The organism is Ferrovibrio sp. GW821-FHT12D07 (assembly GCF_058807275.1).
The window spans coordinates 68,560-92,921 of the sequence record NZ_JBXAQN010000004.1; the positions used below are offsets into that span (position 1 = coordinate 68,560).

At 63.7% G+C, this 24,362-nt stretch carries 23 protein-coding genes; 8 read left to right on the forward strand and 15 right to left on the reverse strand.

Annotation, left to right across the window (positions count from 1 at the left end; all coding sequences use genetic code 11):
- The 3 genes from clpS to AC1RRE_RS19815 form a co-directional block, all read right to left on the reverse strand.
- Positions 1–330 carry an ATP-dependent Clp protease adapter ClpS gene (clpS, locus tag AC1RRE_RS19805; protein WP_492973249.1) on the reverse strand — a complete coding sequence of 110 codons (330 nt, stop codon included), beginning with the start codon at positions 328–330 and terminating at the stop codon, positions 1–3.
- A 197-nt stretch (positions 331–527) separates the two neighbouring features.
- Positions 528–989 (reverse strand): phasin family protein, encoded by a 462-nt coding sequence (locus tag AC1RRE_RS19810; RefSeq protein WP_492983731.1) that lies wholly within the window; start codon positions 987–989, stop codon positions 528–530.
- 183 nt (positions 990–1,172) lie between these two features.
- Positions 1,173–1,904: a hypothetical protein gene (locus AC1RRE_RS19815; RefSeq protein WP_492983733.1), complete on the reverse strand. Its 732-nt coding sequence runs from the start codon at positions 1,902–1,904 to the stop codon at positions 1,173–1,175.
- A 181-nt stretch (positions 1,905–2,085) separates the two neighbouring features.
- Here AC1RRE_RS19815 and AC1RRE_RS19820 point away from each other — a divergent pair, with 181 nt between their 5' ends.
- The 3 genes from AC1RRE_RS19820 to AC1RRE_RS19830 all read left to right on the forward strand — a co-directional run bounded on the left by AC1RRE_RS19820 (position 2,086) and on the right by AC1RRE_RS19830 (position 5,929).
- Positions 2,086–3,306 carry a D-alanyl-D-alanine carboxypeptidase gene (locus AC1RRE_RS19820; protein WP_492983735.1) on the forward strand — a complete coding sequence of 407 codons (1,221 nt, stop codon included), beginning with the start codon at positions 2,086–2,088 and terminating at the stop codon, positions 3,304–3,306.
- Positions 3,307–3,461: 155 nt separating this feature from the next.
- Positions 3,462–4,502, forward strand: coding sequence for an adenylate/guanylate cyclase domain-containing protein (locus tag AC1RRE_RS19825; RefSeq protein WP_492983737.1), 1,041 nt, complete (start codon positions 3,462–3,464; stop codon positions 4,500–4,502).
- Positions 4,503–4,690: 188 nt separating this feature from the next.
- Positions 4,691–5,929, forward strand: coding sequence for an MFS transporter (locus tag AC1RRE_RS19830; RefSeq protein WP_492983739.1), 1,239 nt, complete (start codon positions 4,691–4,693; stop codon positions 5,927–5,929).
- Here AC1RRE_RS19830 and AC1RRE_RS19835 read toward each other — a convergent pair.
- Together AC1RRE_RS19835 and galU are read right to left on the reverse strand one after the other, a co-directional pair.
- On the reverse strand, positions 5,926–7,242 hold the full coding sequence (locus AC1RRE_RS19835; RefSeq protein WP_492983741.1) for a UDP-glucose dehydrogenase family protein: 1,317 nt from the start codon (positions 7,240–7,242) through the stop codon (positions 5,926–5,928). The two genes, AC1RRE_RS19830 and AC1RRE_RS19835, sit on opposite strands and share 4 nt — an antisense overlap.
- A gap of 31 nt (positions 7,243–7,273) precedes the next feature.
- Complete coding sequence (galU, locus tag AC1RRE_RS19840) at positions 7,274–8,149, reverse strand: UTP--glucose-1-phosphate uridylyltransferase GalU (RefSeq protein WP_492983743.1); 876 nt, start codon at positions 8,147–8,149, stop codon at positions 7,274–7,276.
- A 238-nt stretch (positions 8,150–8,387) separates the two neighbouring features.
- Between galU and AC1RRE_RS19845 the strand changes: the two genes are divergently transcribed.
- From AC1RRE_RS19845 to AC1RRE_RS19855, 3 genes are read left to right on the forward strand one after another with little or no spacing between them, the layout of a single operon-like run.
- A complete protein-coding gene (locus AC1RRE_RS19845; protein WP_492983745.1) occupies positions 8,388–9,194 on the forward strand; it encodes an enoyl-CoA hydratase in 807 nt (268 codons plus the stop codon).
- A 4-nt stretch (positions 9,195–9,198) separates the two neighbouring features.
- Positions 9,199–9,702 carry a CoA-binding protein gene (locus tag AC1RRE_RS19850; RefSeq protein WP_492983747.1) on the forward strand — a complete coding sequence of 168 codons (504 nt, stop codon included), beginning with the start codon at positions 9,199–9,201 and terminating at the stop codon, positions 9,700–9,702.
- 4 nt (positions 9,703–9,706) lie between these two features.
- A complete protein-coding gene (locus tag AC1RRE_RS19855; protein WP_492983749.1) occupies positions 9,707–11,035 on the forward strand; it encodes an O-acetylhomoserine aminocarboxypropyltransferase in 1,329 nt (442 codons plus the stop codon).
- Here the strand turns inward: AC1RRE_RS19855 and AC1RRE_RS19860 are convergent, their stop codons facing one another.
- From AC1RRE_RS19860 to AC1RRE_RS19895, 8 genes are all read right to left on the reverse strand, one after another.
- Complete coding sequence (locus tag AC1RRE_RS19860; RefSeq protein ID WP_492983751.1) at positions 11,036–12,241, reverse strand: MFS transporter; 1,206 nt, start codon at positions 12,239–12,241, stop codon at positions 11,036–11,038.
- A 75-nt stretch (positions 12,242–12,316) separates the two neighbouring features.
- Entirely contained in the window at positions 12,317–13,009 is a 693-nt protein-coding gene (msrA, locus tag AC1RRE_RS19865; RefSeq protein ID WP_492983753.1) for a peptide-methionine (S)-S-oxide reductase MsrA, read from the reverse strand.
- 61 nt (positions 13,010–13,070) lie between these two features.
- Positions 13,071–13,397, reverse strand: coding sequence for a divalent-cation tolerance protein CutA (cutA, locus tag AC1RRE_RS19870; protein WP_492983755.1), 327 nt, complete (start codon positions 13,395–13,397; stop codon positions 13,071–13,073).
- Positions 13,390–14,439: a COX15/CtaA family protein gene (locus AC1RRE_RS19875; protein ID WP_492983757.1), complete on the reverse strand. Its 1,050-nt coding sequence runs from the start codon at positions 14,437–14,439 to the stop codon at positions 13,390–13,392. Before AC1RRE_RS19875 ends, cutA begins: the two co-directional genes overlap by 8 nt.
- Before the next feature lie 87 nt (positions 14,440–14,526).
- Positions 14,527–16,152 (reverse strand): AMP-binding protein, encoded by a 1,626-nt coding sequence (locus AC1RRE_RS19880; protein ID WP_492983759.1) that lies wholly within the window; start codon positions 16,150–16,152, stop codon positions 14,527–14,529.
- A gap of 29 nt (positions 16,153–16,181) precedes the next feature.
- Positions 16,182–16,982 (reverse strand): undecaprenyl-diphosphate phosphatase, encoded by an 801-nt coding sequence (locus tag AC1RRE_RS19885; protein ID WP_492983761.1) that lies wholly within the window; start codon positions 16,980–16,982, stop codon positions 16,182–16,184.
- A gap of 482 nt (positions 16,983–17,464) precedes the next feature.
- Positions 17,465–18,100, reverse strand: a complete 636-nt coding sequence (locus AC1RRE_RS19890) for a GIY-YIG nuclease family protein (RefSeq protein WP_492983763.1) — start codon at positions 18,098–18,100, stop codon at positions 17,465–17,467.
- A 175-nt stretch (positions 18,101–18,275) separates the two neighbouring features.
- Entirely contained in the window at positions 18,276–18,773 is a 498-nt protein-coding gene (locus tag AC1RRE_RS19895; protein ID WP_492983765.1) for a MarR family winged helix-turn-helix transcriptional regulator, read from the reverse strand.
- 122 nt (positions 18,774–18,895) lie between these two features.
- Here AC1RRE_RS19895 and AC1RRE_RS19900 point away from each other — a divergent pair, with 122 nt between their 5' ends.
- Together AC1RRE_RS19900 and AC1RRE_RS19905 are read left to right on the forward strand one after the other, a co-directional pair.
- On the forward strand, positions 18,896–19,912 hold the full coding sequence (locus tag AC1RRE_RS19900) for a Bug family tripartite tricarboxylate transporter substrate binding protein (protein WP_492983767.1): 1,017 nt from the start codon (positions 18,896–18,898) through the stop codon (positions 19,910–19,912).
- A gap of 34 nt (positions 19,913–19,946) precedes the next feature.
- Positions 19,947–21,188 (forward strand): flavin-dependent oxidoreductase, encoded by a 1,242-nt coding sequence (locus AC1RRE_RS19905; protein WP_492983769.1) that lies wholly within the window; start codon positions 19,947–19,949, stop codon positions 21,186–21,188.
- 109 nt (positions 21,189–21,297) lie between these two features.
- On the opposite strand, the gene parC is transcribed toward AC1RRE_RS19905, so the two are convergent.
- Together parC and recO are read right to left on the reverse strand one after the other, a co-directional pair.
- Entirely contained in the window at positions 21,298–23,535 is a 2,238-nt protein-coding gene (parC, locus tag AC1RRE_RS19910) for a DNA topoisomerase IV subunit A (RefSeq protein WP_492983771.1), read from the reverse strand.
- Positions 23,536–23,568: 33 nt separating this feature from the next.
- Positions 23,569–24,333, reverse strand: coding sequence for a DNA repair protein RecO (recO, locus tag AC1RRE_RS19915; protein WP_492983773.1), 765 nt, complete (start codon positions 24,331–24,333; stop codon positions 23,569–23,571).
- Positions 24,334–24,362 lie beyond the last annotated feature (29 nt).

Consider the following 24,362-nt stretch of genomic DNA (forward strand, 5'->3'; position numbering starts at 1 on the left):
TCAGTCGCGTTCCATCGTGCACTGCAGCGGGTGCTGGTGCTGGCGCGCGAAATCGATCACCTGGGTTACTTTGGTCTCAGCCACTTCATAGGTAAAGACGCCGCAGATGCCGACGCCCTTCTGGTGGACATGCAGCATGATCTGCGTCGCATCTTCGCGCGCCTTGTTGAAAAAGCGCTCCAGCACGTGAACGACAAACTCCATCGGAGTGTAATCGTCGTTCAGCAGCAGCACTTTATACATGGGCGGCTTCTGCGTTTTCGGACGGGTCTTGGTGACCACACCCACTTCGGTGCGTCCACGCCCGTCTCGTCCGTCCCGTTCGCTCATGCCTCAATCCAGCCACTGTGGCACCAAAAGGGGTGCACGGAGGATGATATGGCCTCACAGGTTAAAAATACCAGCACCCTTGGGACAAAAAAAGGCCCGGCTTTGCAGCCGGGCCCGGTATTGCACTCTAACTCCGGGGAGGAAATGTGACGGCGATCAAGCCGTCCCAGATCATCCGCCCGATTAGGCGGCGCCTGTTAGGCGGCGAGCGGCTTGACCATCTTTTCGACAGTCGCCTGAACCTGCGCATTGATCGGCGCGAAGGTGTCCTGCGCAACCTTGGTGGCCACTTCGCTCAGCTTGGTGCTGTAGGCGGTGTAGGCCTCGAAGGCGCTCTTGGCGTAATCGTTCTGCAGCTCGATGAATTCCTGCAGGGTCTTCGCACCCATCATCGCCTTGGCGGCAGAAACCTGGTCTTCGAACTGGCTCTTGCTGTAGGCGATCACTTCGGCATTGATGGTCTCAAAGCCCTTGGCCGCAACGTTGCCGGCGGTCACGAAGGCGTCGACCTGGTCCTTGCCAGCGGCCATGGCGTTTTCCAGGGCTTCGGTGCTGGCCTTGATGGCCTTCTCGACCTGCTCCTTGGAAGCAACGATCACGGATTCATACGAGGCGCCGTTGAGGGCTTCGGTTTCGATCTTCTTGGTCTTGGTGGTCATTGGGGTTCGTCCTTGCTGTCCGGGTTTGTAACGGGGCCAGACCCGCCTGCGCGGGGACGGCAGAAATGCTGCATCGCAACGCCCCGAATTTAGGCATCCCTAAGCGTGTGGTCAATGGAAAAATGGTGCGGTGCACAAAAATCTTGTGCGCCGCACCAGAATCGGCTGAAAACTACGAAACCCTTAGAACAACGTACCCTGACTATACCGCAGACCCTGTTTCCCGACCTGATACTGATGCGGCGGCGGCCCGCCATGGTAGCGGGAGTCATTATTGACCAGCAGGCTGTAGGGCGGCAGCGGGATCTCATAGGGCCTGGTCGCCTCCACCCCGGTCTTGTCGTACGGGGCCAGCGCCTCGATCATCGGCACGGCCATGCGGTCGAATTCCGGCGACGGGTAGCCCCAGGCATGGAAGTGGAATTTGCCGTCCCGGCAGGCGCTGGCAGTCCAGTAGAAGCTATCGCCGCGCAGGAACAGGCCGTCGGGTGCCGGCGCCTCGAAACCGGCTGAGGTCATCGCGGCCTTTACCTTGGCCATCTCGGCCGGCGTCAGGCGATACAGGGCCTGTGGGCCGCGCCAGGGTCCCATGGGATCGCGGATCGAGATCGGGGTCTTGGGATCGTTCAGATTGCCGCGGCCCACCACCCGGGCTTCCAGCATCGCCCCGCCATCGGGCTGGGCCGAGAAGTCATAGGACTTCTGCTGGTAGTACTGCCGGGCATTATAGACCAGCCGGATGCGATCGGGCTGGCCGGGCGCGCAAGCCCGGAAGATGTCGTCGCCGCCGACATAACGGTCCCAGCTCATGTTGCGCCGGATCGGGTTGTCGGTCGGTCCCTGGGAGGCGCAGCCCGCCACGGGCGCGGCCAGAATGGCCGTCAGAGCCAACACTTTCTTAAACGTCGTCGACATAGAGTTCCTGTTCTCTGCAGTTTTCTGCGGGACGTTAGTCGCCTTGAATCCAAGTAGATTCAAGCCGTTACTGAACAATATTCTGGACAAAGGGTGCCATGGTTAAATATCCTGCATCCGATTCGCGGCCTGGGGGGCTCCCGGTCGTCGTCCGAGTATTAGGGCAATCGAGGAAGGCATAATGAAGGCGAACCGCGTGGCCAAGGGGTGGAATCTGCCCGTTCTTGTAACAATCTGTTTCATCCTGATTACCGCCATATTCGCCTCTCCCGCGAAGGCGATCGGCTATTCCGCCATCGTGATCGATGCCGATACCGGCCGCGTCCTGCATGCCCATGAAGCCGACACTGCGCGCTACCCGGCCTCGCTGACCAAGATGATGACCCTGTATATGGCCTTCGACGCCCTGAAGGAGGGTCGCCTCCGCCTGGACCAGCGCATCCCCGTTTCGCCCCATGCCGCCACCCAGGCCCCCTCCGCCATCGGCCTCAGCCCCGGCCAGACCCTGACCGTGAAGGACGCCATTCTGGCCGCCGTCACCAAGTCGGCCAACGACGCCACCGTCGCGCTCGGCGAAGCCATCGCCGGCGGCAACGAAGCCGTCTTCGCCGACATGATGACCCGCCGCGCCCGCACGCTCGGCATGACCAGCACCACCTTCAAGAATGCCTCGGGCCTGCCCAACCCGGCCCAGAAGACCACCGCGCGCGACATGTCGGTTCTGGCGCTGGCGCTGCTGAAGAACCACCGGAACTACTACGCGTATTTCCAGACCCCGGAATTCGAGTGGAACGACAAGGTCTTCAACAATCACAATCATCTGCTGAAGCGCTATGAAGGCGTGGACGGCATCAAGACCGGCTTCATCCGTGCCTCGGGCTTCAACCTGGTCGCCTCCGCCAAGCGCGACGGCCATCGCGTCATCGGCGTGGTGTTCGGCGGCTCCAGCGTGGTCGCCCGCGACAACCAGATGATCAAGCTGCTGGATGCCGCCTTCGACAAGATCGAGAACGGCGACACCAACGCCCCGGTCATGGCCGACAGCAGCAAGCCGGATCGTCATTTCGGCCTGATCTCCAGCGCCGAGGCGGCGACCGTCGCGCCCACCCCGGCCAAGACCAAGAAGGCCAAGAAAGCCGCTGTCTCTGCGAAGGCCAGCAACGGCCAGTGGGCGGTGCAGCTCGGCGCCTTCCGTCAGGCCGCCGCCGCCGAGAAGCTGGTCGCCAGGGCGCGCACCACGCTGCCGGCCGCCGAGCCGCTGGTCGACGCCGTCGACACCGGCAACAAGATCACGCTCTACCGCGCCCGCCTCACCGGCCTGACGCAGGCCGATGCCCGTCAGGCCTGCGAGCAGCTCAAGCGCGAGAAGATGACCTGCTCGGTCGTTTCGCCCGACGCCTGAGTCTCCCGTCATCATCCAGTCATCAGGGCCGCGGCGATGCAGATTGCCGCGGCCCTTTCCATTTTTGTGCCCGGCAACACAGCACAGCGGCCGGCCCGCCTTTCCACCCCTGCCCGGGCTTTCTATGATCGGCAGGCATTTTTCATAAAGCCCCCATGGACCTGACCCACACCCGTCGCCGCCGTCTGAAGCTGCTGCTCATGTTCATGATGCTCGGCATTGTGCTCGGCGCCGCCTATGGCACCGCCGTGGCCACCATCATGGATCTGGAGCTGGGCGCCCATACCTTCCTGCATGGCAGCCTGCGCGGCGCTTTCACCGGCATGGTCGTCAGCGGCGTGATCGCCTCATTCGAGCTTTATCTGGTCGAGGGCGCCCATGGCCTGCGTCGCCGTCCGTTCTGGCAGCTGCTGGCGATCAAGGAGATCGTCTATACCGCCGCCATCCTGGGTGGCGACTGGCTGGGCAGCAGCCTGCTCGGCTCACCCGGCGATCCGGGCTTCGGCCTCAACCGCATCACCGCGGTCACCTTCGTCTTCTCGGTCGGCTTCGCCCTGCTGATCAACTTCGTCATGGAAATGTCGATGCTGCTCGGGCCGGGCGTGCTGGGCGCCATGCTGCGCGGCCGATACCACCGGCCGCGCCAGGAGCACCGGCTGATGGTCTTTTTCGACATGCGCGGATCGACTGCCATCGCCGAAAAGATCGGCGACATGGCCTTCCACGGCCTGCTCAATCGCTTCTTCGTCGATCTGACCGAAGCCGTGCTCGCCTGGGGCGGCATCGTGCACAAATATGTAGGCGACGAGATGATCGCCACCTGGTCGCTGGAGAACGGCAAGGATCCGGCCGGCGCCTATGCCGCCGCCCGGGACGCCCATCAGAGATTCGACCAGCGGGCCGATCGCTATCGCAGCGAGTTCGGCGTCGCGCCGGATTTCCGGGCCGTGCTGCATGCCGGTCCGGTGATCGCCGGCGAAATGGGCGAGGTCAAGCGCGAGATCGTTCTGCTGGGCGACACGGTCAACACCACCGCCAAGATCGAGGTGGTGGCAAAGACGTTATCCGGCGGGATCATCGCCTCGGCCGAGGCCCTTGCCGCGGCATCCCTGCCCAGGGGCATGGCATCCCAAAGCCTTGGCACCTTCCCGCTGCCGGGAAAATCCGCCCCCGTCGACCTGTACAGCATCACGTAGGCCGTCACTAAAAAGCCTATCGTCTTGACGCTGACAAATGCGTCGATTGCCTCTAATATCACCACCGCCCGAAGCCCTGATTTGCCGTCCCGATCCGTCGGGTGGCATGGCATCCCGCCCCTTGGTTGCTTCCCTCTGTCCGGTCACCCGGGCCGGCTGGACGGCATAACCTAAGAGGATCGTGTGTGATGTCGGCTTCTCCTTTCAGCATGGCTTTCGTGGCCTTCCGCGTCCTGCTGCCGTTCGCCTGCGGCTATTTCATGTCTTACCTGTTCCGCAGCGTGAACGCCGTGATCGCGCCGAACCTGCAGCGCGACCTTGGCATCGGCGCCGCCGATCTCGGCACACTGACTGCCGCCTACTTCATCACCTTCGCCCTTGTGCAGCTGCCGCTGGGCATCCTGCTCGACCGCTTCGGTCCGCGCCGGGTGCAGGCCATGTTCCTGCTCTCGGCCGCGCTGGGTGCCGTCGTCTTTGCCGTGGGCAGTGGTCTCAGCCATCTGGTCATCGGCCGCGCGCTGGTCGGTCTGGGCGTTGCCGGTGGACTGATGTCGGCCATGAAGGCGATTGCACTGTGGCTGCCCAAGGAACGCTGGGCGCTGGCCAACGGCGTGTTCATGACCGCCGGCGGCCTGGGTGCGCTGGCCGCAACCCTGCCCGTCGAACTGGCGCTGGAACATTTCCACTGGACCGCGCTGTTCTGGGGCCTGGCCGCGCTGACGCTCGGCGCATCGGCTGCGATCTTCTTCGTGGTGCCCGAGCGCGAGCGCGCCACGCCGGTCGCGACCAGCAGCCTGGCCACCCAGCTGCGCGAATGCGGACAGTTCCTGATGGACCGCCGTTTCTGGCGTATCGCGCCGGTCTCGATGATGGGCATGGGTAGCGGCCTGTCGATTCAGGGCCTGTGGGCCGGACCTTATCTGCGCGACGTGGGCAGCCTCGACCGCGCCGCCGCCGCACAGGTGCTGTTCATCGTGGCCGCCGCACTGACCGCCGGCTTCACGCTGACCGGCATCGCCGCCGACCGGCTGCAGCAGCGCGGCTTCCCGCTCTCGCGCACCATGGTCTGGGGCGTGGCGCTCTATATCATCGTGCTGGCAGCACTGACCTCGGGCTGGATCCCGACCAATCCGCTGCTGTGGATCGCCTTCGGCCTGCTCAGCAACACCACCGTGCTGGCCTATCCGATCCTGAGCAGCCAGTTCAGCCTGGAACAGGCCGGCCGGGTCAACACCCTGCTGAATGGTGTAGTCTTCGGCTTCGCCTTCTTCGCGCAGGCCGGCATGGGCTGGCTGATCGGCCAGTGGCCGCGCGGTGCGGATGGCAGCTATCCGGTCGCGGCCTATCAGTGGACTTTCGGCCTGGCCATGACGCTGCTGGTGCTGACGCTGGGCTGGTACCTGATACCGGAAAAGAAAAAGCCTTAGGGCTTAACCGGCGGCCGGCCGACCGAATAATAGGTGTAGCCGGCCTGCCGCATTTCGGCCGGCTTGTAGACGTTGCGCAGGTCGACGACCAGCGGCTGCTTGAGCAGGCCCTTCAGGCGCGTCAGGTCCAGCGCGCGGAACTGGTTCCATTCGGTGATCAGCACCAGTACGTCGGCGCCAGCGGCGACGTCATAGGCGTCCTCGCACCAGACCATGTCCTTCAACAGCTTCTTGGCTTCCGGCATGCCCTCGGGATCGTAGGCGCGGATGCTGGCGCCGGCCGCCTGCAATGCCGGCACGATCTCCAGGCTGGGGCTGTCGCGCATGTCATCGGTTTCGGGCTTGAAGGTCAGGCCCAGCACACCGACGGTTTTGCCCTTCACCGAGCCGCCGCAAGCCGCGATCACCTTCTCGGCCATGCTGCGCTTGCGGCGATCATTGATGTCGATCACTGTCTCGACGATGCGCATGGGTGCGGCATTCTTCTTGCCGATGGCGACCAGCGCCTGGGTATCCTTCGGGAAACAGGAACCGCCATAGCCCGGACCGGCATGCAGGAACTTGCCGCCGATGCGGCCATCCAGGCCGATGCCGCGCGCCACATCCTGCACATTCACATTCACCTTCTCGCAAAGATCGGCGATCTCGTTGATGAAGGTGATCTTGGTGGCCAGGAAGGCATTGGCCGCATATTTAATCAGTTCGGCCGTTTCCAGCGCGGTGAACAGGATCGGCGTCTCGTTCAGGTACAGCGGCCGGTAGAGATTGCGCAGCAGCTCGCGCGCCCGGTCGCTTTCGGCGCCGCAGACCACGCGGTCGGGCCGCATGAAATCCTCGATGGCCGCGCCCTCGCGCAGGAATTCCGGATTGGAGGCCACCTCGAAATCGGCCTTCGGCGCGGTCTCGCGGATGATGCGCTCGACCTCGCGGCCAGTGCCCACCGGCACGGTGGACTTGGTCACCACCAGTGTATAGCCCTGCAGCGAGGCGGCGATCTCCTTGGCGGCGGCATAGACATAGGTCAGGTCAGCCTCGCCGTCGCCACGCCGCGACGGCGTGCCCACCGCAATGAACACCGCATCGGCATTGGCGACAGCGGCGGCGACATCATGGCTGAAGGACAGCCGGCCGGCGCGCACATTGCGGGCCACCAGATCATCCAGGCCCGGTTCGAAGATCGGGCTCTGGCCGCGCTTCAGGCTTTCGATGCGATCAGGATTCTTGTCGACGCATGTGACGGTATGGCCGAATTCGGAGAAGCATGTCCCGGACACCAGGCCGACATAGCCGGTGCCGATCATCGCTACACGCATTGGTCTGTTCCCCCGGCTAGGCCGTCAACGATTAAAGCGTCTTGTAACCCTGCAGGATTTCCGTGACATCCTTGCGCATGTCCGGACGGTCGAGCGCGAAAGCGATATTGGCATGCAGGAAGCCGATCTTGTCGCCGCAGTCATAGCGCGTGCCGCTGAAGCGCAGGCCGTTGAACGGCACTTCGCCGATCATGCGGGCCAGCGCGTCGGTCAGCTGGATTTCGCCGCCGGCACCACGCTGCACCTTGTCCAGATGGTCGAAGACCTGGGGCTGCACGATATAGCGACCGATGACCGCCGTCTTGCTGGGCGCGGCATCCGGGCTCGGCTTTTCCACCAGACCCTTCACTTCCACCAGCTTGTCGGCATCCTTGCCCGGCTTGATGATGCCATAGCGCTTGGTGTGCTCGTGCGGCACATCCATGGCGGCGATCATGTTGCCGCCAACCTTGTTGTAGGCCGCGACCATTTCAGCCAAGCAGCCGTCCTTCGACAGGATCAGGTCATCCGCCAGCAGCACGGCAAAAGGTTCATCGCCAACCAGCGCCTTGGCGCAGCGCACGGCATGGCCGAGGCCCAGCGGCTCCATCTGGCGGGTATAGGAAACGGCGCCCGCCGGCGGCATCCAGCTGTTGATCGCCTCCAGCAGCTCGGTCTTGCTGCGATCCTTCAGCACGTCTTCCAGTTCGTAGGAGCGGTCGAAATGATCCTCGATAGCCTGCTTGCCGCGACCGGTGACGAAGATGAATTCCTCGATGCCGGCGGCACGGGCTTCCTCGACCGCATACTGGATCAGCGGCTTGTCGACGACCGGCAGCATTTCCTTCGGCATCGCCTTGGTGGCGGGCAGGAAACGGGTGCCGAGGCCACCCACCGGGAACACGGCTTTACGGATCGGACGGATCATGGATGCAGGACTTTCTTGTTGTTCGGCATGCGCCCGAAGCTTGCGATTCGAGCCGTGGCCTTTGCGCGGTTTTACGCCGGCCGGGGATGTGGCGCAACGGGGCCGCGGGGGGCCGGGTTCCGCTTTCATGGCCCGGTAATGGGGCAAAAATGCGGCTCCGGGCAAGAGGTCGCCCGGCAGCTTCCCCCGGCGCGTTCACCCCCCTATCATGGATACCATTACCCCTTCGGAGAAGCCTGTGTCCGCCGCGCCCGACCTTACCCCGTCATCCGCCCCCGTTCTGCGCGACCAGCCGGAAGCCGGGATCGTCCGGCTGACCCTCAATCGTCCGCAGGCCTATAACAGCCTCTCGACCGGGATGATGAATGCGCTGCAGGCCGAGCTGGATGCCATCCGGCAGGACCGCAGTGTCAAAGCTGTGATTGTGGCCGCCAATGGTCCGGGCTTCTGCGCCGGCCATGACCTGAAAGAGGTGCGCGCCAATCCCGGCCAGAAGCATTACGAGGCGCTGTTCCGCCAGTGCTCGATGCTGATGCAGTCCATCGTCGCCCTGCCCCAGCCGGTGATCGCCCAGGTGCATGGCGTAGCTTCGGCCGCCGGTTGCCAGCTGGTGGCAAGCTGCGATCTGGCGATGGCGGCCGAGAGCGCGCGTTTCGCCACGCCGGGCGTCAATATCGGACTCTTCTGTTCGACGCCGATGGTGGCGCTGTCGCGCAATATCGCACCCAAGCATGCCATGGAAATGCTGCTGACGGGGGACCTGCAGTCGGCCGCACGCGCCGCCGAGATTGGCCTGGTCAATCGCGTGGTACCCGATGCCGATCTGGCCCGGGCGGCGCTGGCGCTGGCGAAGCAGATTGCCGACAAGTCGCCGCTGACTGTGAAGATCGGCAAGGAAGCCTTCTATCGCCAGATCGACCTGCCGCTGGCGCAGGCCTATGACTATGCCAGCCAGGTGATGACCATGAACATGCTGGCGCGCGATGCCGAGGAAGGCATCGATGCCTTTATCGAAAAACGCGACCCGCAATGGGAAGGCCGCTGAAGTCATGAGTACGACGCTAGAAAAGACCGATCACGACAATTACGACGACGACTACATCCGCAGCATCCTGCGCAAGGTGAACGTCATCGCCATGGTGGGCGCCAGCGCCAACTGGAACCGCCCCTCCTTCTTTGCGATGAAATACCTGCAGCAGAAGGGCTACCGCGTCATTCCGGTGAACCCGAAGGAAGCCGGCAAGGACATCCTGGGCGAGAAGTCCTATGCGTCGCTGGCCGATATTCCGGTGAAGGTCGACATGGTCGACTGCTTCCGCAATTCAGAAGCCATCCCGCCGATTGCCGCTGAAGCCATAAAGATCGGCGCGAAAGTGCTGTGGATGCAGTTGGGCGTGCGCAATGACGATGCCGCGCGCACGGCTGAAGCCGCCGGACTGGACGTCGTCATGAACCGCTGCCCCAAGATCGAATACGGACGGCTCAGCCAGGAAATCGGCTGGATGGGTGTGAACACCCGCGTCATCAATTCCAAGCGCAATCGCAGGATTTAAGCCTATGGCTGACAAGAACAAGGCTGCGGCTCCCACCGGCCGCGCGGCCGAAAACACCTCGCCCTACGGCTTCGATACGCTGCAGGTTCATGCCGGCACCGCGCCCGACCCGACCACCGGTGCGCGCTCGACGCCGATCTACCAGACCACCGCATTTGTGTTCGAGGATGCCGACCAGGCCGCCTCGCTGTTCAACCTGCAGAGCTTCGGCAACATCTACACCCGCCTGACCAACCCGACGACAGCGGTGCTGGAGCAGAAAGTTGCAGCTTTAGAAAACGGCCGCGCCGCGACTGCCGTGGCCAGCGGCCATGCGTCTCAGGCCGTCGCCTTCCACATGCTGATGAATCCGGGCGACCATATCGTGTCGTCCAGCAAGCTCTATGGCGGCTCGATCACCCAGCTCGGCGTCAGCTTCAAGCGCTTTGACTGGCATACCACCTTTGTCGACCCTGACGACCTTGCCGGTTTCGAGAAAGCCATCACGCCAAAGACCAAGGCGATCTATGCCGAAAGTCTGTCCAATCCCGGCGGCGTGATCGTCGATATCGCGGCACTGGCCGAGATCGCGCATCGCCACGGCATTCCGCTGATCATCGACAACACCATGGCCTCGCCGTATCTGTGCCGCCCGATCGAGCATGGCGCCGATATCGTGCTGCATTCCGCCACCAAGTTCCTCGGCGGCCACGGCAACTCGATGGGCGGCGTGATTGTCGATTCCGGCAAGTTCGACTGGGGCCAGAACGACAAGTTCCCGCATCTGTCGCAACCGTCGCCGGCCTATCACGGCCTCACCTTCTGGGAGACCTTCGGCGACATGGCTTTCGCGGTGGCCTGCCGCGCGATCTCCTTGCGCGATCTCGGCCCGGCGATCTCGCCCTTCAATTCCTTCATGATCCTGACCGGCATGGAGACGCTGTCGCTCCGCATGCGCAAGCATTGCGACAATGCCCAGGCCGTGGCCGAGTTCCTGTCGAACCATCCCAAGGTCGAGTGGGTGTCCTACGCCGGCCTGAAGGGCGACAAGTATCATCAGCTTGCGCAGCGCTACATGCCCAAAGGCGCAGGCTCGGTCTTTACCTTCGGCCTCAAGGGCGGCTATGACGCCGGCATGACGTTTGTCGACACCGTGCAGATATTCTCGCATCTCGCCAATGTGGGCGACACGCGCAGCCTGGTGATCCACCCGGCTTCGACGACGCATCGCCAGCTCGCGCCCGAACAGCGCACGGCGGCTGGTGCCGGCGACAATGTCATTCGCCTGTCCATCGGCATCGAGGACGTGGCCGATCTGATCAAGGATTTGGATCGGGCCCTGAACGCGGCCTGATTACTCGGCCGGCTGCGCCACAGCGTTTGACGCTTCGGCTTTATCACGCGGCAGCAGCAGCGCGAAGATGCCCGCACCGACGGCAGCAACCGCCAGCAGGATGAACAGCCCGTCCAGCGTGCCGGTGACGCGGTAGATCACCGGGATCACGGCGACGCCCAGTGACGACACGCCGAGCGTCAGCACGAATTTCGCGCCGAACGCGCGCCCGCGCCATTGCGGCGGGGTGTATTTCGCCAGCAGCGAATTCTCGGCCGCCTGCCCCGCTACATTGAGGCTGACCATCAGCGCCGCTACCGGCACCAAGGCTGGATGGATCAGCATCATCGCTGTGATAATCACCGGTATCTGCAGCCACTGCACGGCGGCATAGACGCTACGTAGCGCATAGCGATCGGCCAGTTCACCGCCGACAAGCTGCGACAGCGCCGAGACGGTATAGACGATGGTCACCATGCCGCCGATGCCCAGCATGCTGTCGTTGAACACACCAGACAGGCGCGTGTCGAACACCTTGGGCAGCGCAAAGGCGGTGGCCTGGAAGATCAGTCCGGTGCACAGCATGGTGGCCGACATCACCCAGAAGACGCGCCAGATGTCGCTCTTGCCCGGCGGTGCACTCGGCACCAGATCATCGCCGCGATCCAGCAGCAGATTCGACTGCCGCGCCCATATGAAGGCGGCAGCGACGATCAAGCAGACGATGCCCGGAATAATGAAAGCAGCACGCCATCCGTAAAGATCGGCGAGCAGGCCGGCAACGATGGCGGCAGCCGCCGTGCCGACCGAGCCGAAGACACCGTTGATGCCGAGCGCGCGGCCGCGGTTGACCGCATTGCGCACCAGCCATGGAATCCCGACCGGATGATAGATGGCGGCGAACAGTCCAAGGCCCGCCAGCCCGAGACAGATGGTCAGCGGTGTATCAGCAAAGCCGGTGAGGATCGAACAGGCGCCGACGCCGAGGAAGAACAACGCCATCATCCCCGACGCGCTCCACTTGTCGCCCAGCCAGCCGGCAGGCAATGCCGCGGCGCCGAACAGCACGCTCATCGGAATCGAGAGCGCGAACAGCGTGTCGTAGCCCATGCCCCATTCGCGTTCGAGCACCAGAACCACGGTGGCGTAGAGCAGCGTGAAAAGATGGGAAAAGGTATGGGCGACGCTGGAAAAAGTCAGCGTCAGGAAACCGGAATAGCGGGACATCGCGACTCTCCTGGGGATACCGCGAAGCCTACTCCCACAGCCCGCTCAGGCAAGCCCGAAAATGTACCGCAACAATCAGGACCCGGCCTTCACCAGCACCGGCTTATCGCGATAAACCGCCGGGAAGAACTTCTTCAACTCGCCGATCTTGGGCAGGTCGTTGAAGGCGATATAGGGCTGGGTCGGATGCAGGGTCATGTAATCCTGATGATAGTCCTCGGCCACGTGGAAGGCCTTGCCCGGCTCGATGGTTGTCACGACCGGCTTGTCGAAAGCCTTGGCCTGATTGAGCTGGGCGATATAGGCCTTGGCCACCCGCTCCTGCTCGCCATCGATCGGGAAGATCGTCGAGCGGTATTGCGGCCCCACATCAGGACCCTGCCGGTTGAGCTGGGTCGGGTTATGGGCGACCGAGAAATAAATCTGCAGCAGCTTGCCATAACTGATCTTGGCCGGGTCGTAGGTGATCTCGACAGCCTCGGCATGGGCGGTGACGCCGCTGCTCACCTTCTTGTAGTCGGCCGAGGCCTGGTCGCCGCCGGCATAGCCCGACACGGCATTAAGCACGCCCTCGGTATGCTGGAACACGCCCTGGACACCCCAGAAGCAGCCGCCGGCAAAGATGGCGACGGCCGAGGCTGAGCCCTTCGCGGCCACATCCGTCACCGGCGCCGGAATGGCGCGGCCCTTCTCGAACGCAAAGGCGGCCGGCGCGGCGGCCACCAGCATCAGGGCGGCAAAGGCGGAAGCAATGGTCAGGCGGGACATGGCGGGCTCCAGGGGCTGATCACTCAGATGTAGTCCTCGTGGCGTCCCGGGAAAAGACCGATCACGACCTTGTGGTCTCTTTGAGCAGCCAGGCGATGTAATCCGGATTGCCGCCTTGCCCGACGGTCAGCGGCAGCACGCAGGGCACGCTGTAGCTATGGGCGGCCTTCACGGCGGCGGTGGCAGCGTCCACCAGATCAGGGCGGGTCTTGAGGATCAGCACGGCTTCCTCGCCCTTCTCCATCTTGCCCTGCCACCAGTAGACGGACTTCATGCCCGGAATGATGTTGGCGCAGGCGGCCAGCTTCTGCCCCACCACCGTCTCGGCGATCGCCTCGGCTTCGGTGACGCTCGCGGTTGTGCAGTAGAGCAGGACAATCTCAGTCATCGCTGGCGGCCTTCAGCGCCTGGTCATGCCACAGCGCCACGACGACACCCATCACCACCACCGCGCCGGCCTGATGCAGCGTGCCCAGGGCGACCGGCACATGATGCAGCAGCGTGGCGATGCCCAGTCCCGCCTGCACCAGCACGGCAGTGAGCAGGCCATGGCGCAGGCCAGTGGGTGCGCGCTGCTTCAGCATCACTGACGTGGCGAGCGCCATCACGAAGATGGTGTAGGCCAGCATCCGATGCTGGAACTGCACGGTCATCGCGTTCTCGAAAAAGTTTATCCACCAGGGCTGCACGATCAGCAGGCCATCGGGGATGAAGGCGCCGTCCATCAGCGGCCAGGTATTATACGCAAGGCCGGCATTCATACCGGCAACCAGACCGCCCGACAGCACCTGCAGGAAGACGACGACCGTCAGCACCGCGGCAATACCGCCGCCTTTCGCCGACACCATGCCGCCGTGACGGATGAGCGATAGCGCACCCCAGAGCAGATAGGCATAGATGAAGAAGGCCAGACCCAGATGCGCGGTCAGGCGGTAGTGGCTGACATCAGGATGATCGACCAGCCCGCTGGCCACCATGAACCAGCCCAGCGCGCCCTGGCTGCCGCCGAGCAGGAACATCAGCACCAGATGCCGCTTCATGCCGGCAGGAATGCGGCCGCCAATCCAGAAGGCGATCATCGGCAGCGCGAAGGCGACGCCGATCAGGCGGCCGAGCAGGCGATGGATGTATTCAAGCCAGAAGATGCTTTTGAAGCCTTCCAGCGTCATCCCGATATTCACTTTCTGGTATTCGGGAAACTGCTTGTACTTCTCGAACTCGGCTGCCCAGGCCGCATCCGACAGCGGCGGCAGCCAGCCGGTGATCGGCTTCCACTCCACCATGGACAGGCCGGACTCGGTCAGGCGGGTGAGACCGCCGATCACCACCATCAGGGCCACCAATCCGGCGACGGCGAACAGCCACAGCGCCACGGCGCGAGCATCCTGCTGCCGCCGTTCCGTCACCATCGCCGTAATCGTCGTCGCCATGATCAAATCCCTCGATAATTCCGGTCCAGAACAAAGACCGGCACCCAGCATCGGTCAAGACCGGGGCTACGCACATCATGTCGCAGTCTAGCGCTTCTTCCGGCCACGCAGGTCGATAATCCCCGGGCGCTGGCGCGGGTCCTCCCCGCTTCTGAAAATCTGCGTCTTCTGCACCTTCTGGGTGCCGGTGGTGGGCAGGCTGTCGACAAACAGCACCCAGCCCGGCGCCTTGAAATAGGCAAGCCGCTCGAAGCACCAGTCGAACAGCTGCGCCGCGAGTTCCGGCCCGGCCGCCTGCCCGGCCATCGGCACAACACAGGCCATCACTTCCTCTTCGCGGATTTCATCCGGCGCGGCCAGCACCGCCACCTGCGCCACGGCGTCATGGGCCTGCAGGCAGGCCTCGATCTCGGCGGCGGCAATATTCTCACCCGAGCGACGAATGATATTCTTCTTGCGGTCGACGAACACCATCATGCCGTCTTCGGCCTGCCGCACCACATCGCCGGTGTGGAACCAGCCGCCGCGCCAGGAGTCTTCAGTCGCCGCATCATTCTTCAGGTAGCCGGCAAAGAAACCGTAGCGCGGCGTGGTGGCCGAATGCCGCACCAGCAATTCGCCCTCCTGCCCGCGCGGCACTTCGTTGCCCGCTTCATCGGCCACCATGGCCTGCAGGCCGGGCAGCGGCCGTCCGAAGGCGCGGGTGTCAATCTGGCGTGGCTCGATGCAGTCGCAGAAGATGCGCCCCGTCTCGGTCATGCCCCAGACCTCGCAGAGCGGAAAGCCGAAGCGATCCTCAAACGGCTTGTGCAACTGCGGCTCGACACCGGCGCCCAGGCCGAAGCGCACCGTGTGCTGCTTCTCTTCCGCGCTGACCGGCTGGTTGAGCAGCAACGGCGGCACCACGCCGAGATAATGGATAATGGTGGCCTTCGTCTGCGCGATCTCCTGCCACCAGCGGTTCGGACTGAAGCGTTCAGTCAGGATCAGGCAATGCGCGCCGAGGATGGCGCAGGCCACCGTGATCGCGCCATGGTTCATGTGGAACAGTGGCAGCGGATTGTAGAAGCGCTCCTGCCCGTGCCGCATCGCCAGCCGGCCACCAAGCCGCGCATACCACTGCCCGGCATTCAGCGTGTAGAAGTTGGTCAGCACGCAGCCCTTGGGCTGGCCGGTGGTGCCTGACGTATAGAGCAGCGAATATTCGGTATCGTGATCCGGCTTGCCGGCGCGCGGTTTCGTCTGCGGTGTGGGCAGATCGACCGGCATGTCGAGGCCGTTCAGCACCGGCAGCGGCTTGGCCCTGCGCTCGGCCGCCACCTTGCACAGGTCATCGATGCGATTGGGCAGCACCACGGCGAGGTCGGCTTCGGAATGTTCGGCGAGGAACAGCATCTCGTCATGGCGGTAATCAGGATTGACCGGCACGATTCCGCAGCCAAGACCGTTCAGCGCCAGATAGTGAAAAAAGAATTCCGGCCGCATGTCGAGCAGCAACGCGACGCGATGGCCCAGGCCATAGCCGGCGGCGGCATAGCGGTCCTTCAGCGCATCGACGATGGCCAGAACCGCGCCGTAGGTCAACTCCAGACCTTCCGGCGCCCAGTCACGGCCAACACGCGCCGGCACGCAGAGAAAACTGCTTTCGCGATGCGCCGTCGCCGTCTGCCGGAAAGCCGCGTAGACGGAGGACGGCAGCCCCTCATGTTGCATGAGCGGTTCCTCCCTTTCCCGGCATTCTTCTATCGCAGCGACAGGACGGCAAGCATCACGAGGCCGATGGCAATGCGGTAATAGGCAAACGGCGTGAAGCCGTAGCGGTTGATGAAGCCGATCACCGCCCGCACCACCAGCAGGGCGCAAAGGAAGGCGGTGATAAAGCCGACGGCGATCAGCCCCGCGCCGTCCAGGGTCAGGCTCTTCCAGTTCTTGAACAGGTCATAGGCCGTGGCGGCCACCATGGTGGGCACGGCGAGGAAGAAGGAGAACTCCGCCGCCGCCGCGCGCTGCACGCCCAGCAGGCGCGCCCCCATGATGGTGGCGCCCGAGCGCGACACGCCGGGAATCATGGCCAGGCATTGCAGGAAGCCGATCTTCAGGCTGAGGCGGAATTTGAAGTCGTCGACGCTTTCGACCTCGCCCGTCCCTACCCGGCGCTCGATCAGCAGGATCAGCAGCCCGCCGACCACCAGCGCCACCGACACGACCCAGGGATTGAACAGCACGCTCTTGATGAAGCCATGGGCGAAGAAGCCGATCACCAGCGCCGGCAGGAAGCCGAACAGCACATTGACGGCGAAACGGTTGGCGGTGTCGTTGCGCCCCAGCCCCGAAAGCGTGCCCCAGAGGCGCGGCCAGTAGACCAGGCAGATGGCCAGGATGGCGCCAAGCTGGATGGCGATCTCGAAAACCTTGCCCGGCGGGCCCTCGAAACCGAGCAGATCGACCAGCAGGATCAGGTGGCCGGTCGAGGAGACCGGGATAAACTCCGTCAATCCCTCGACAATTCCCAGGAACGCAGCCTGCAGGTAATCCATCAGCATGGGCCAGCCCCGGTGCCATTCTTGGCCAGTTGGAGCCTACCAGCGGCCAAATACGGCCCAACCAGAGCCAATCTAAGCCTATTCGAGCCTATTCCAGCCAATCCTGACCAATTTTGGCCAATCCTGACCAACCCTGCCGCCTGCAATGTCATGCAGAACACCCCTCGCCAGCCCACCCGGCACCTAAAGAACAAATATAGTACAAGCGGCGAGACTCGGCAACACCGCTGCCCTATCAGACAGCCTTCGCGCGACGGCGTGAAGCGGCGGCGCAAACGTGAAACGAAATGTCGCATCAAGCGTTTATGGGGAGGTTATTTATGGAAAGAGGAGTTTTGAGATGCGTGGCATTTTACTGTGGCTGATCGGTATTCCGATCCCGATCATCATTCTGCTTTATCTCTTTGGCGTTCTGTAAGCGCCACAAACCATACCGTGACTGACATCCGGCCGGTCTGACCTCGTCAGGCCGGCCTTTTGATTCAGTCCCGCTCCTCCACCAGTCCGAGCCGGACCAGCCGTGAGGCCACGGCATCGCGCGAGCGACCGACACGACGGGCGATATCGTCGGCCCGCAACCCGCGCCGGAACAGCGCGCAGATCGCCAGTTCCTCCTGCCGCGTCCAGGCCTTACCGGTGTTGATCCGCTGGCCCAGGTCGCGCACACGCTGCTGCCGACGCTGCTCGCGGCCAGGATGCGGCGGTGGTTCCACCTCCTCCGCCAGACCATCGCCTAAGTCAGGCTCCAGACGCGGCGCACCAAAGCCTTCGCTGCGCGCATCATGCCAAAGTCGACGACGCGCATCTCCATCGGACGGCACATTCAGCAACATGCTGCCGCGCAGCCGCAGCAGGCCGATCCAGAATGTCTCCGCCGCCATCAGGCGATCAGCAGGTACATCAGCCTGCAGAATGACGACCAGCGGCAGCAGACCGTTCTTGCGGATGACCTTGATCTTCTCGCCGGATACGGAATGACCGCCGGCGAAATGCATGCGCTTGCGTGTTTCGATATCGCGGGTCTGACCGACATAGAAAATGCAGTGGTCGCGCGGATCAATCAGCGCATAGATCCACCCGATTGGCCGACTGGCCTGCATATCATCACAATCAGTCATCGACTGATCGTCTGCACTGCCTACCCCGGCCATGCTCGACATCACAATTACACCCGCGTTCTAACTCATTGCCGAATTACGGCGAGAGCATGACGGATGCAACGCAAGAGCTGTCCAGCGGAAAGAATTTCTCTCTTCGCTTGCATACACTGATCATCGTACTACAGAAGGAGTATCAGCCGCGCGGCTTGCGCCCCACCACAGGCGGCGCTTTCGATACGCCATCGAAAGCATCGTTGAACTTGCGCAGCAGCCGCAGGAACTCGGCCGCTTCCTGCTTGGTGAAAGGCGCGAGCAGCGCCTCGCGCACCGCATTCGCATCCACTGCACAGGACTGCACCAGCTTCTTGCCTGCCGGCGTGAGCGTGAGCGCGAATTTGCGACGGTCTTTCGCATCGGCGGTCTTGGCGATCAGCTTGCGCTTCACCAGCAGTCCGACGACGAGTGCGGTGGTGGAACGGTCGAAGCCCAGGCTGCGTGCGAGATCGATCTGGCTGATCGGCCCCCATCGCAGCACGACCGACAGGGCGCCATATTGCGGTGGCGTCAGGTCATGCGGCTTGAGCATCTGCAAAAACGTCGACACCGAATTCTGGTGTGCGCGCCGAATCTGAAACCCGGCACGGTCGTATATCTCAGGTACCGGATGCTCGTTGCGTTCTGTCTTGGCCATGATCGTCCCCGTCCCCGATCCCATAACATATTTCGTGAATTGACACAGGCATCGGCCGGCGTAATAGTCAGACGTATGCTGAATATGGGTGCCCGCCGGGGACGCCCCAAGGGAGAAAAATCATGACCGCCGTCCGCACTGCCCCGCTTCGCTCGACCCGCCGCGCCCTGCTGGCCGCCTGCGCCGTCGCGGCCGCCGCCACCTTCAGCCTGCCGGCCCTGTCTCCATCAGCGGCTGCCCAGTCGCTGATCCAGCGCCCGATCAAGATCATCGTCCCCTTCACGCCGGGCACCGGCATGGACATCCTGGCCCGCGTGATCGGCGAGCAGATGCGCGCCCGTTCCGGCCAGCCGGTGATCGTGGAAAACCGCGTCGGCGCCTCGGGCAACATCGGCAGCCAGGTGGTAGCCACCTCGCCGGCCGACGGCTACACGCTGATGGTGACGGCCAACACCTTCACCATGACGCCGTCGCTGTACAAGAACGTGCCCTATGACGTGAACAAGGACTTCGCGCCGATCGGCCTGATCGCGCAAGGCCAGATGGCGCTGACCGTGCACCCTTCCGTGAAGGCAACGAACGCGAAGGAGTTCATCGCCCTGGCCAAGGCCAACCCGGGCAAGATCGACTATGCCTCGCCTGGCAACGGCACACCGCAGCATCTGGCCATGGAATCCTTCAAGCTGGCCGCCGGCATCAACCTCAACCACATCCCCTACAAGGGGTCGGGCGGCGCGGTGCAGGACCTGTTGGGCGGCACCGTCGGCGTGATGATCCTGCCGGTGCATACCGCACTGCCCTTCCTGCCCGACAACCGCCTGCGCGTGCTGGGCGTGACCAGCGCCGAGCGCTCGCCGATCGCGACGCAGCTGCCGACGCTGGCCGAACAGGGCGTCACCGGCTTTGATGTCGACCTGTGGTACGCCATGTATGCCCCGGCCAAGACGCCGGACGCGATGGTGAAGGCGCTGAACAGCGAGCTGAACGCCATCCTGGGCGAAGCCGGCGTGCGCGACACCATCCAGAAGCAGGGCCTGGTGGTGAAGACCAGCACGCCTGATGCGCTGGCCAAGCTGACCGCCAGCGACCTCGCGCGCTGGAACAAGGTCGTCACCGAAGCCAAGATCGAAGCCGAGTAAGCGTCGCGTTCAGCACATAGTTAAGGGTACCAGTATGGATGTGATCATCATCGGCGGCGGCATCGGCGGTCTCACGCTGGCGCTGAGCCTGCACGAGCGCGGCATTCCCTGCCGCGTCTTCGAGATGGCGCCGCAGATCAGGCCGATCGGCGTCGGCGTCAACCTGCTGCCGCACAGCACCAAGGAGCTGATCCGGCTGGGGCTGGAAAGCGAACTGGCGAAGGTGGCGGTCACCACCAAGGATGCGGCCTTTTTTAACCGCTTCGGCCAGCTGATCCATCGCGAGCCGCTCGGCCGCGCCGCCGGCTATGACTGGCCGCAATTCTCGATCCATCGCGGCGATCTTCAAATGCTGTTGCTCGACGCGGCACAACGACGCCTCGGCAAGGACCGCATCCAGACCGGCTGGCAATGCACCGGCTATACGCAGGACGCGCAAAAGGCCACGGCAACGTTCCGCAATCCCGAGACCGGCGAAGCCCTGCCCGACCAGAGCGCCGATGTTATCATCGCCTGCGACGGCATTCATTCCGCCATCCGCAAGCAGATGCATCCGGGTGAAGGCGAGCCGCGCTATTCCGGCGTCAACATGTGGCGCGGCGTGACGCGCATGCAGCCGATCCTGTCGGGCGCCTGCATGGTGCGCGCCGGCTGGCTCAGCCATGGCAAGATGGTGATCTACCCGATCCGCGAAAACATCGACGCCGCCGGCAACCAGCTGATGAACTGGGTGGCCGAGATCGAGACGCCGACCTACCGCAAGCGCGACTGGAGCCGGCCAGGAAACCTGGACGACTTCCTGCCCGCCTTTGCCGACTGGCATTTCGACTGGCTGGACGTGCCGAAGATGATCCGCGACGCCGACATGGCGCTGGAATTCCCGATGGTGGACCAGGAGCCGCTGGAGCGCTGGACCGACGGCCGCGTCACGCTGCTGGGCGATGCGGCGCATCCGATGGTGCCGCGCGGTTCCAACGGCGCCGGCCAGGCGATCATCGATACCCGCGTGCTGACCGACCTGCTGGGCGAAAGCGCCGACCCGCGCGAGGCGCTGCAGGCCTATGAAGCCAAGCGCCTGCCGGCGACGACCAACGTGGTGCTGACCAACCGCATCAACCCGCCGGATGCGATCCTGCGCGAGGTGTTCGAGCGCACCGGCGACAAGCCGTTTGGCAAGATCGAGGATGTGATCAGCCCGGCCGAACTGACCGCGATCACCGACAACTACAAGCGTGTCGCCGGCTACGAAAAAGACAAGCTGAAGGCGGCGAGCTAAGAGAAGACCGTCACCCTAGGGCTTGTCCCTGGGGTCCATCCCAACCATCCATGCATCGGAACACACAAATGGACCCTCGGAATAAATCCGAGGGTGACAACCTGTGGCGTTACGAGAACCGGCCGTTCTTGTTGAAGCCGCGCGGCACGATGCGGCCGGCCTGCGCCCGCTCGCCGCGATATTCCTTCAGGTCGGTCTCGGTCTTGGTGCGACCCGAGGAATCCGTCCAGGTCAGGCCCTGCTTGTAGGTGAAGGTCTTGGCGTCCAGCAGGCCGCCATCCTTGTATTTCTGCAGGGTGATGCCGCGTCCCTTGGTCATCTCGGGCAGTTCCGACAACGGGAACAGCAACAGCTTGCGGTTCTCGCCCACCACCGCAACCGTGTCGCCTTCCACCTGGGTCAGCACACAGGCCTCGGCCGGGGTTTGCAGATTCAGAATCTGCTTGCCGGTGCGGGTGGCCGCCTGCATCTCCTCTTCGGCGCAGATGAAACCGCGTCCGTCGGAGCCGGCGACCAGGAACTTGCGGTCGCCCTGATACTTGAACAGCGTGACGATGTCCTGGTCGTTGCCCAGATCGATCATCAGGCGCACCGGCTCGCCATGGCCGCGACCGCGCGGCAGCTTGTCACAGGCGATGGTGTAGGCGCGACCGTTGGTACCGAACAGCAGCAGCTTGTCGGTGGTCTCGGCATGCATCCAGAAGCGGCCCTTATCCCCTTCCTTAAAGGAAGCAGTGCCGTCATCGGCGACATGGCCCTTGATGGCGCGGATCCAACCCTTGGCCGAGCAGATCACGGTGATCGGTTCGCGCTCGACCAGCACCTCGAAGGCTTCTTCCGAAATCACCGGCGCATCACCAACCAGCGTGCGGCGCTTGCCCAGTGCAGTCTTGGGGCCGAACTGCTTCTTCAGTTCCTGGATTTCGCCGGCAATCGCGCTCCAGCGCAGGTCTTCGTCGCCCAGCAGTTTCTTCAGATCGGCCAGTTCTTTCGACAGTTCCTTATGCTCGCCGCGCAGCTCCATCTCCTCCAGCTTGCGCAGGGAGCGCAGGCGCATGTTGAGGATGGCTTCGGCCTGCACATCGGTGAGCTTGAAGCGCTTGATCATCGCCGGCTTGGGCTCATCCTCGCGGCGGATGATCTCGATCAGCTCGTCGAGGTTCAGATAGGCGATCAGGTAGCCGTCGAGCACCTCAAGGCGATGCTCGATCTTGCCCTGGCGGTATTTGCTCTTGCGCTCCAGAACCTCGTGGCGGTGATCCAGATAGGCCTGCAGCACTTCGCGCAGGTTCATCACGCGCGGCAGCTTGCCGCCGTCCAGTACATTCAGGTTCAGCGGGAAGCGCGTCTCCAGATCGGTGGTGCGGAACAGGCTTTCCATCAGCACGGCGGGATCGATGGTGCGGTTCTTCGGGATGATGACCAGACGGATGTCTTCCGCCGATTCATCGCGCACATCGTCGACCAGCATCGCCTTCTTGTCGGTGATCAGCTCGGCGATGCGCTCGATCAGCTTCGACTTCTGCACCTGATAGGGAATTTCGGTGACGACAATCTGCCACATGCCGCGCGGCAGCTCTTCCTTCACCCATTTGGCACGATGACGGAAGCTGCCGCGACCGGTCTTGTAGGCCTCGATGCGGCTCGACAGCGGCTCGACCAGAATACCGCCGGTGGGGAAATCCGGGCCCTGCACGAACTCGACCAGCTTTTCGATGGTGGCGTTCTTGTGCTTGATCAGATGCAGCAGCGCGTCGCAGAGCTCGGGCAGGTTATGCGGCGGAATGGACGTCGCCATGCCGACGGCGATACCGGTGGCGCCATTGGCCATGAGATTCGGCAGGCCGGCCGGCAGCACGACGGGCTCGTCATTCTCGCCGTCATAATTGGGACGGAAGTCGACGGTCTCGTCATCCAGATTGGCCAGCAGCACATGCGCGATCTCGGTGAGGCGCGCTTCGGTGTATCGCATGGCCGCAGCGTTATCGCCGTCGATATTGCCGAAGTTGCCCTGCCCATCCACGAGCGGATAGCGTTGGGCGAAATCCTGCGCCAGACGCACCAGGGCGTCATAGACCGACTGGTCGCCGTGCGGATGGTATTTACCGATCACGTCACCGACGACGCGGGCGCATTTCTTGTAGCCGGCGCCCGGATCGAGCTTGAGCAGCCGCATGGCGAACAGCACGCGGCGCTGCACCGGCTTCAGGCCGTCGCGGGCATCGGGCAGCGAGCGCGAGGTGATGGTGGAGAGCGCGTAGGCCAGGTAGCGCTCGGACAGCGCGTCCGGCAGCGGGACGGCGCGGATGTCTTCGGGAATCTCTTTGGGCGGGAGGTGCTTGCTCATGGCGGTGTTCTTACAACAAACGGGCTGATTCTTCTACGGATGCAGGCTGCGATGCACCACTTCCAGCAGGCGGCCACGGGCCTGCGGCACGGCCTTATGGAGCTGGGCGAACAGCCGGTTTTCCAGGAAATGCCCGGTCAGGGCCAGGCCCGATTCGACATCGGTCAACGGGTGATTCGCCGGCAGCGCCCCGCTGCGTCCGGGCACCAGGAAGGCCGGCAGGGTCAGCATCCGGTCGGCGTAAGGCGCTGCCGCGGCGGCCGAGACGGCCCGGCCGGTGCGCGGCGAGACATGGGTCAGGCCCGTGGTGGCGCCGGTGGCGGCGCAGCTGGCGAGGTCGATGCCGTACCCCATCTCGGCCAGCAGGCCGATTTCCCAGCGCACATAGAGCGCGCCCCAGTCGCCGGGTTCGTCCATCTGGGCCATCAGCGTGAACAGCGATTTGGTAGCATTGAACAGCGCCGGATGCGGCTCGCGCTCGGGCAAGGCCGTGTCGATCAGGGCGCAGACCGAACTGAGCGCCGCCAGCCGCGCCGGATCGTCCAGCATCATGGCGGCCGGATGGCCGAGCGATTCAAGGGTGAAGTAGCCGAGCTGTTCGGAAAGACGCGCGCGCCAGTCGGCGCGGACGATCTGGCCCGGCTGCAAGGCGCCGCCAAGCGACCGCCCCTGCCCCGTGCCGCTGCCGCGCAGCAGCCCGGCATGGCGGCCGTGATGCTCGGTCAGCAGCGCGACGATACGGGCGCTTTCGCCATGATGGCGCACGCTGAGGACCACGCCGTCATCCTGCCATTCCATGCACTGGAAGTAATGCGATTCGCCCCCAG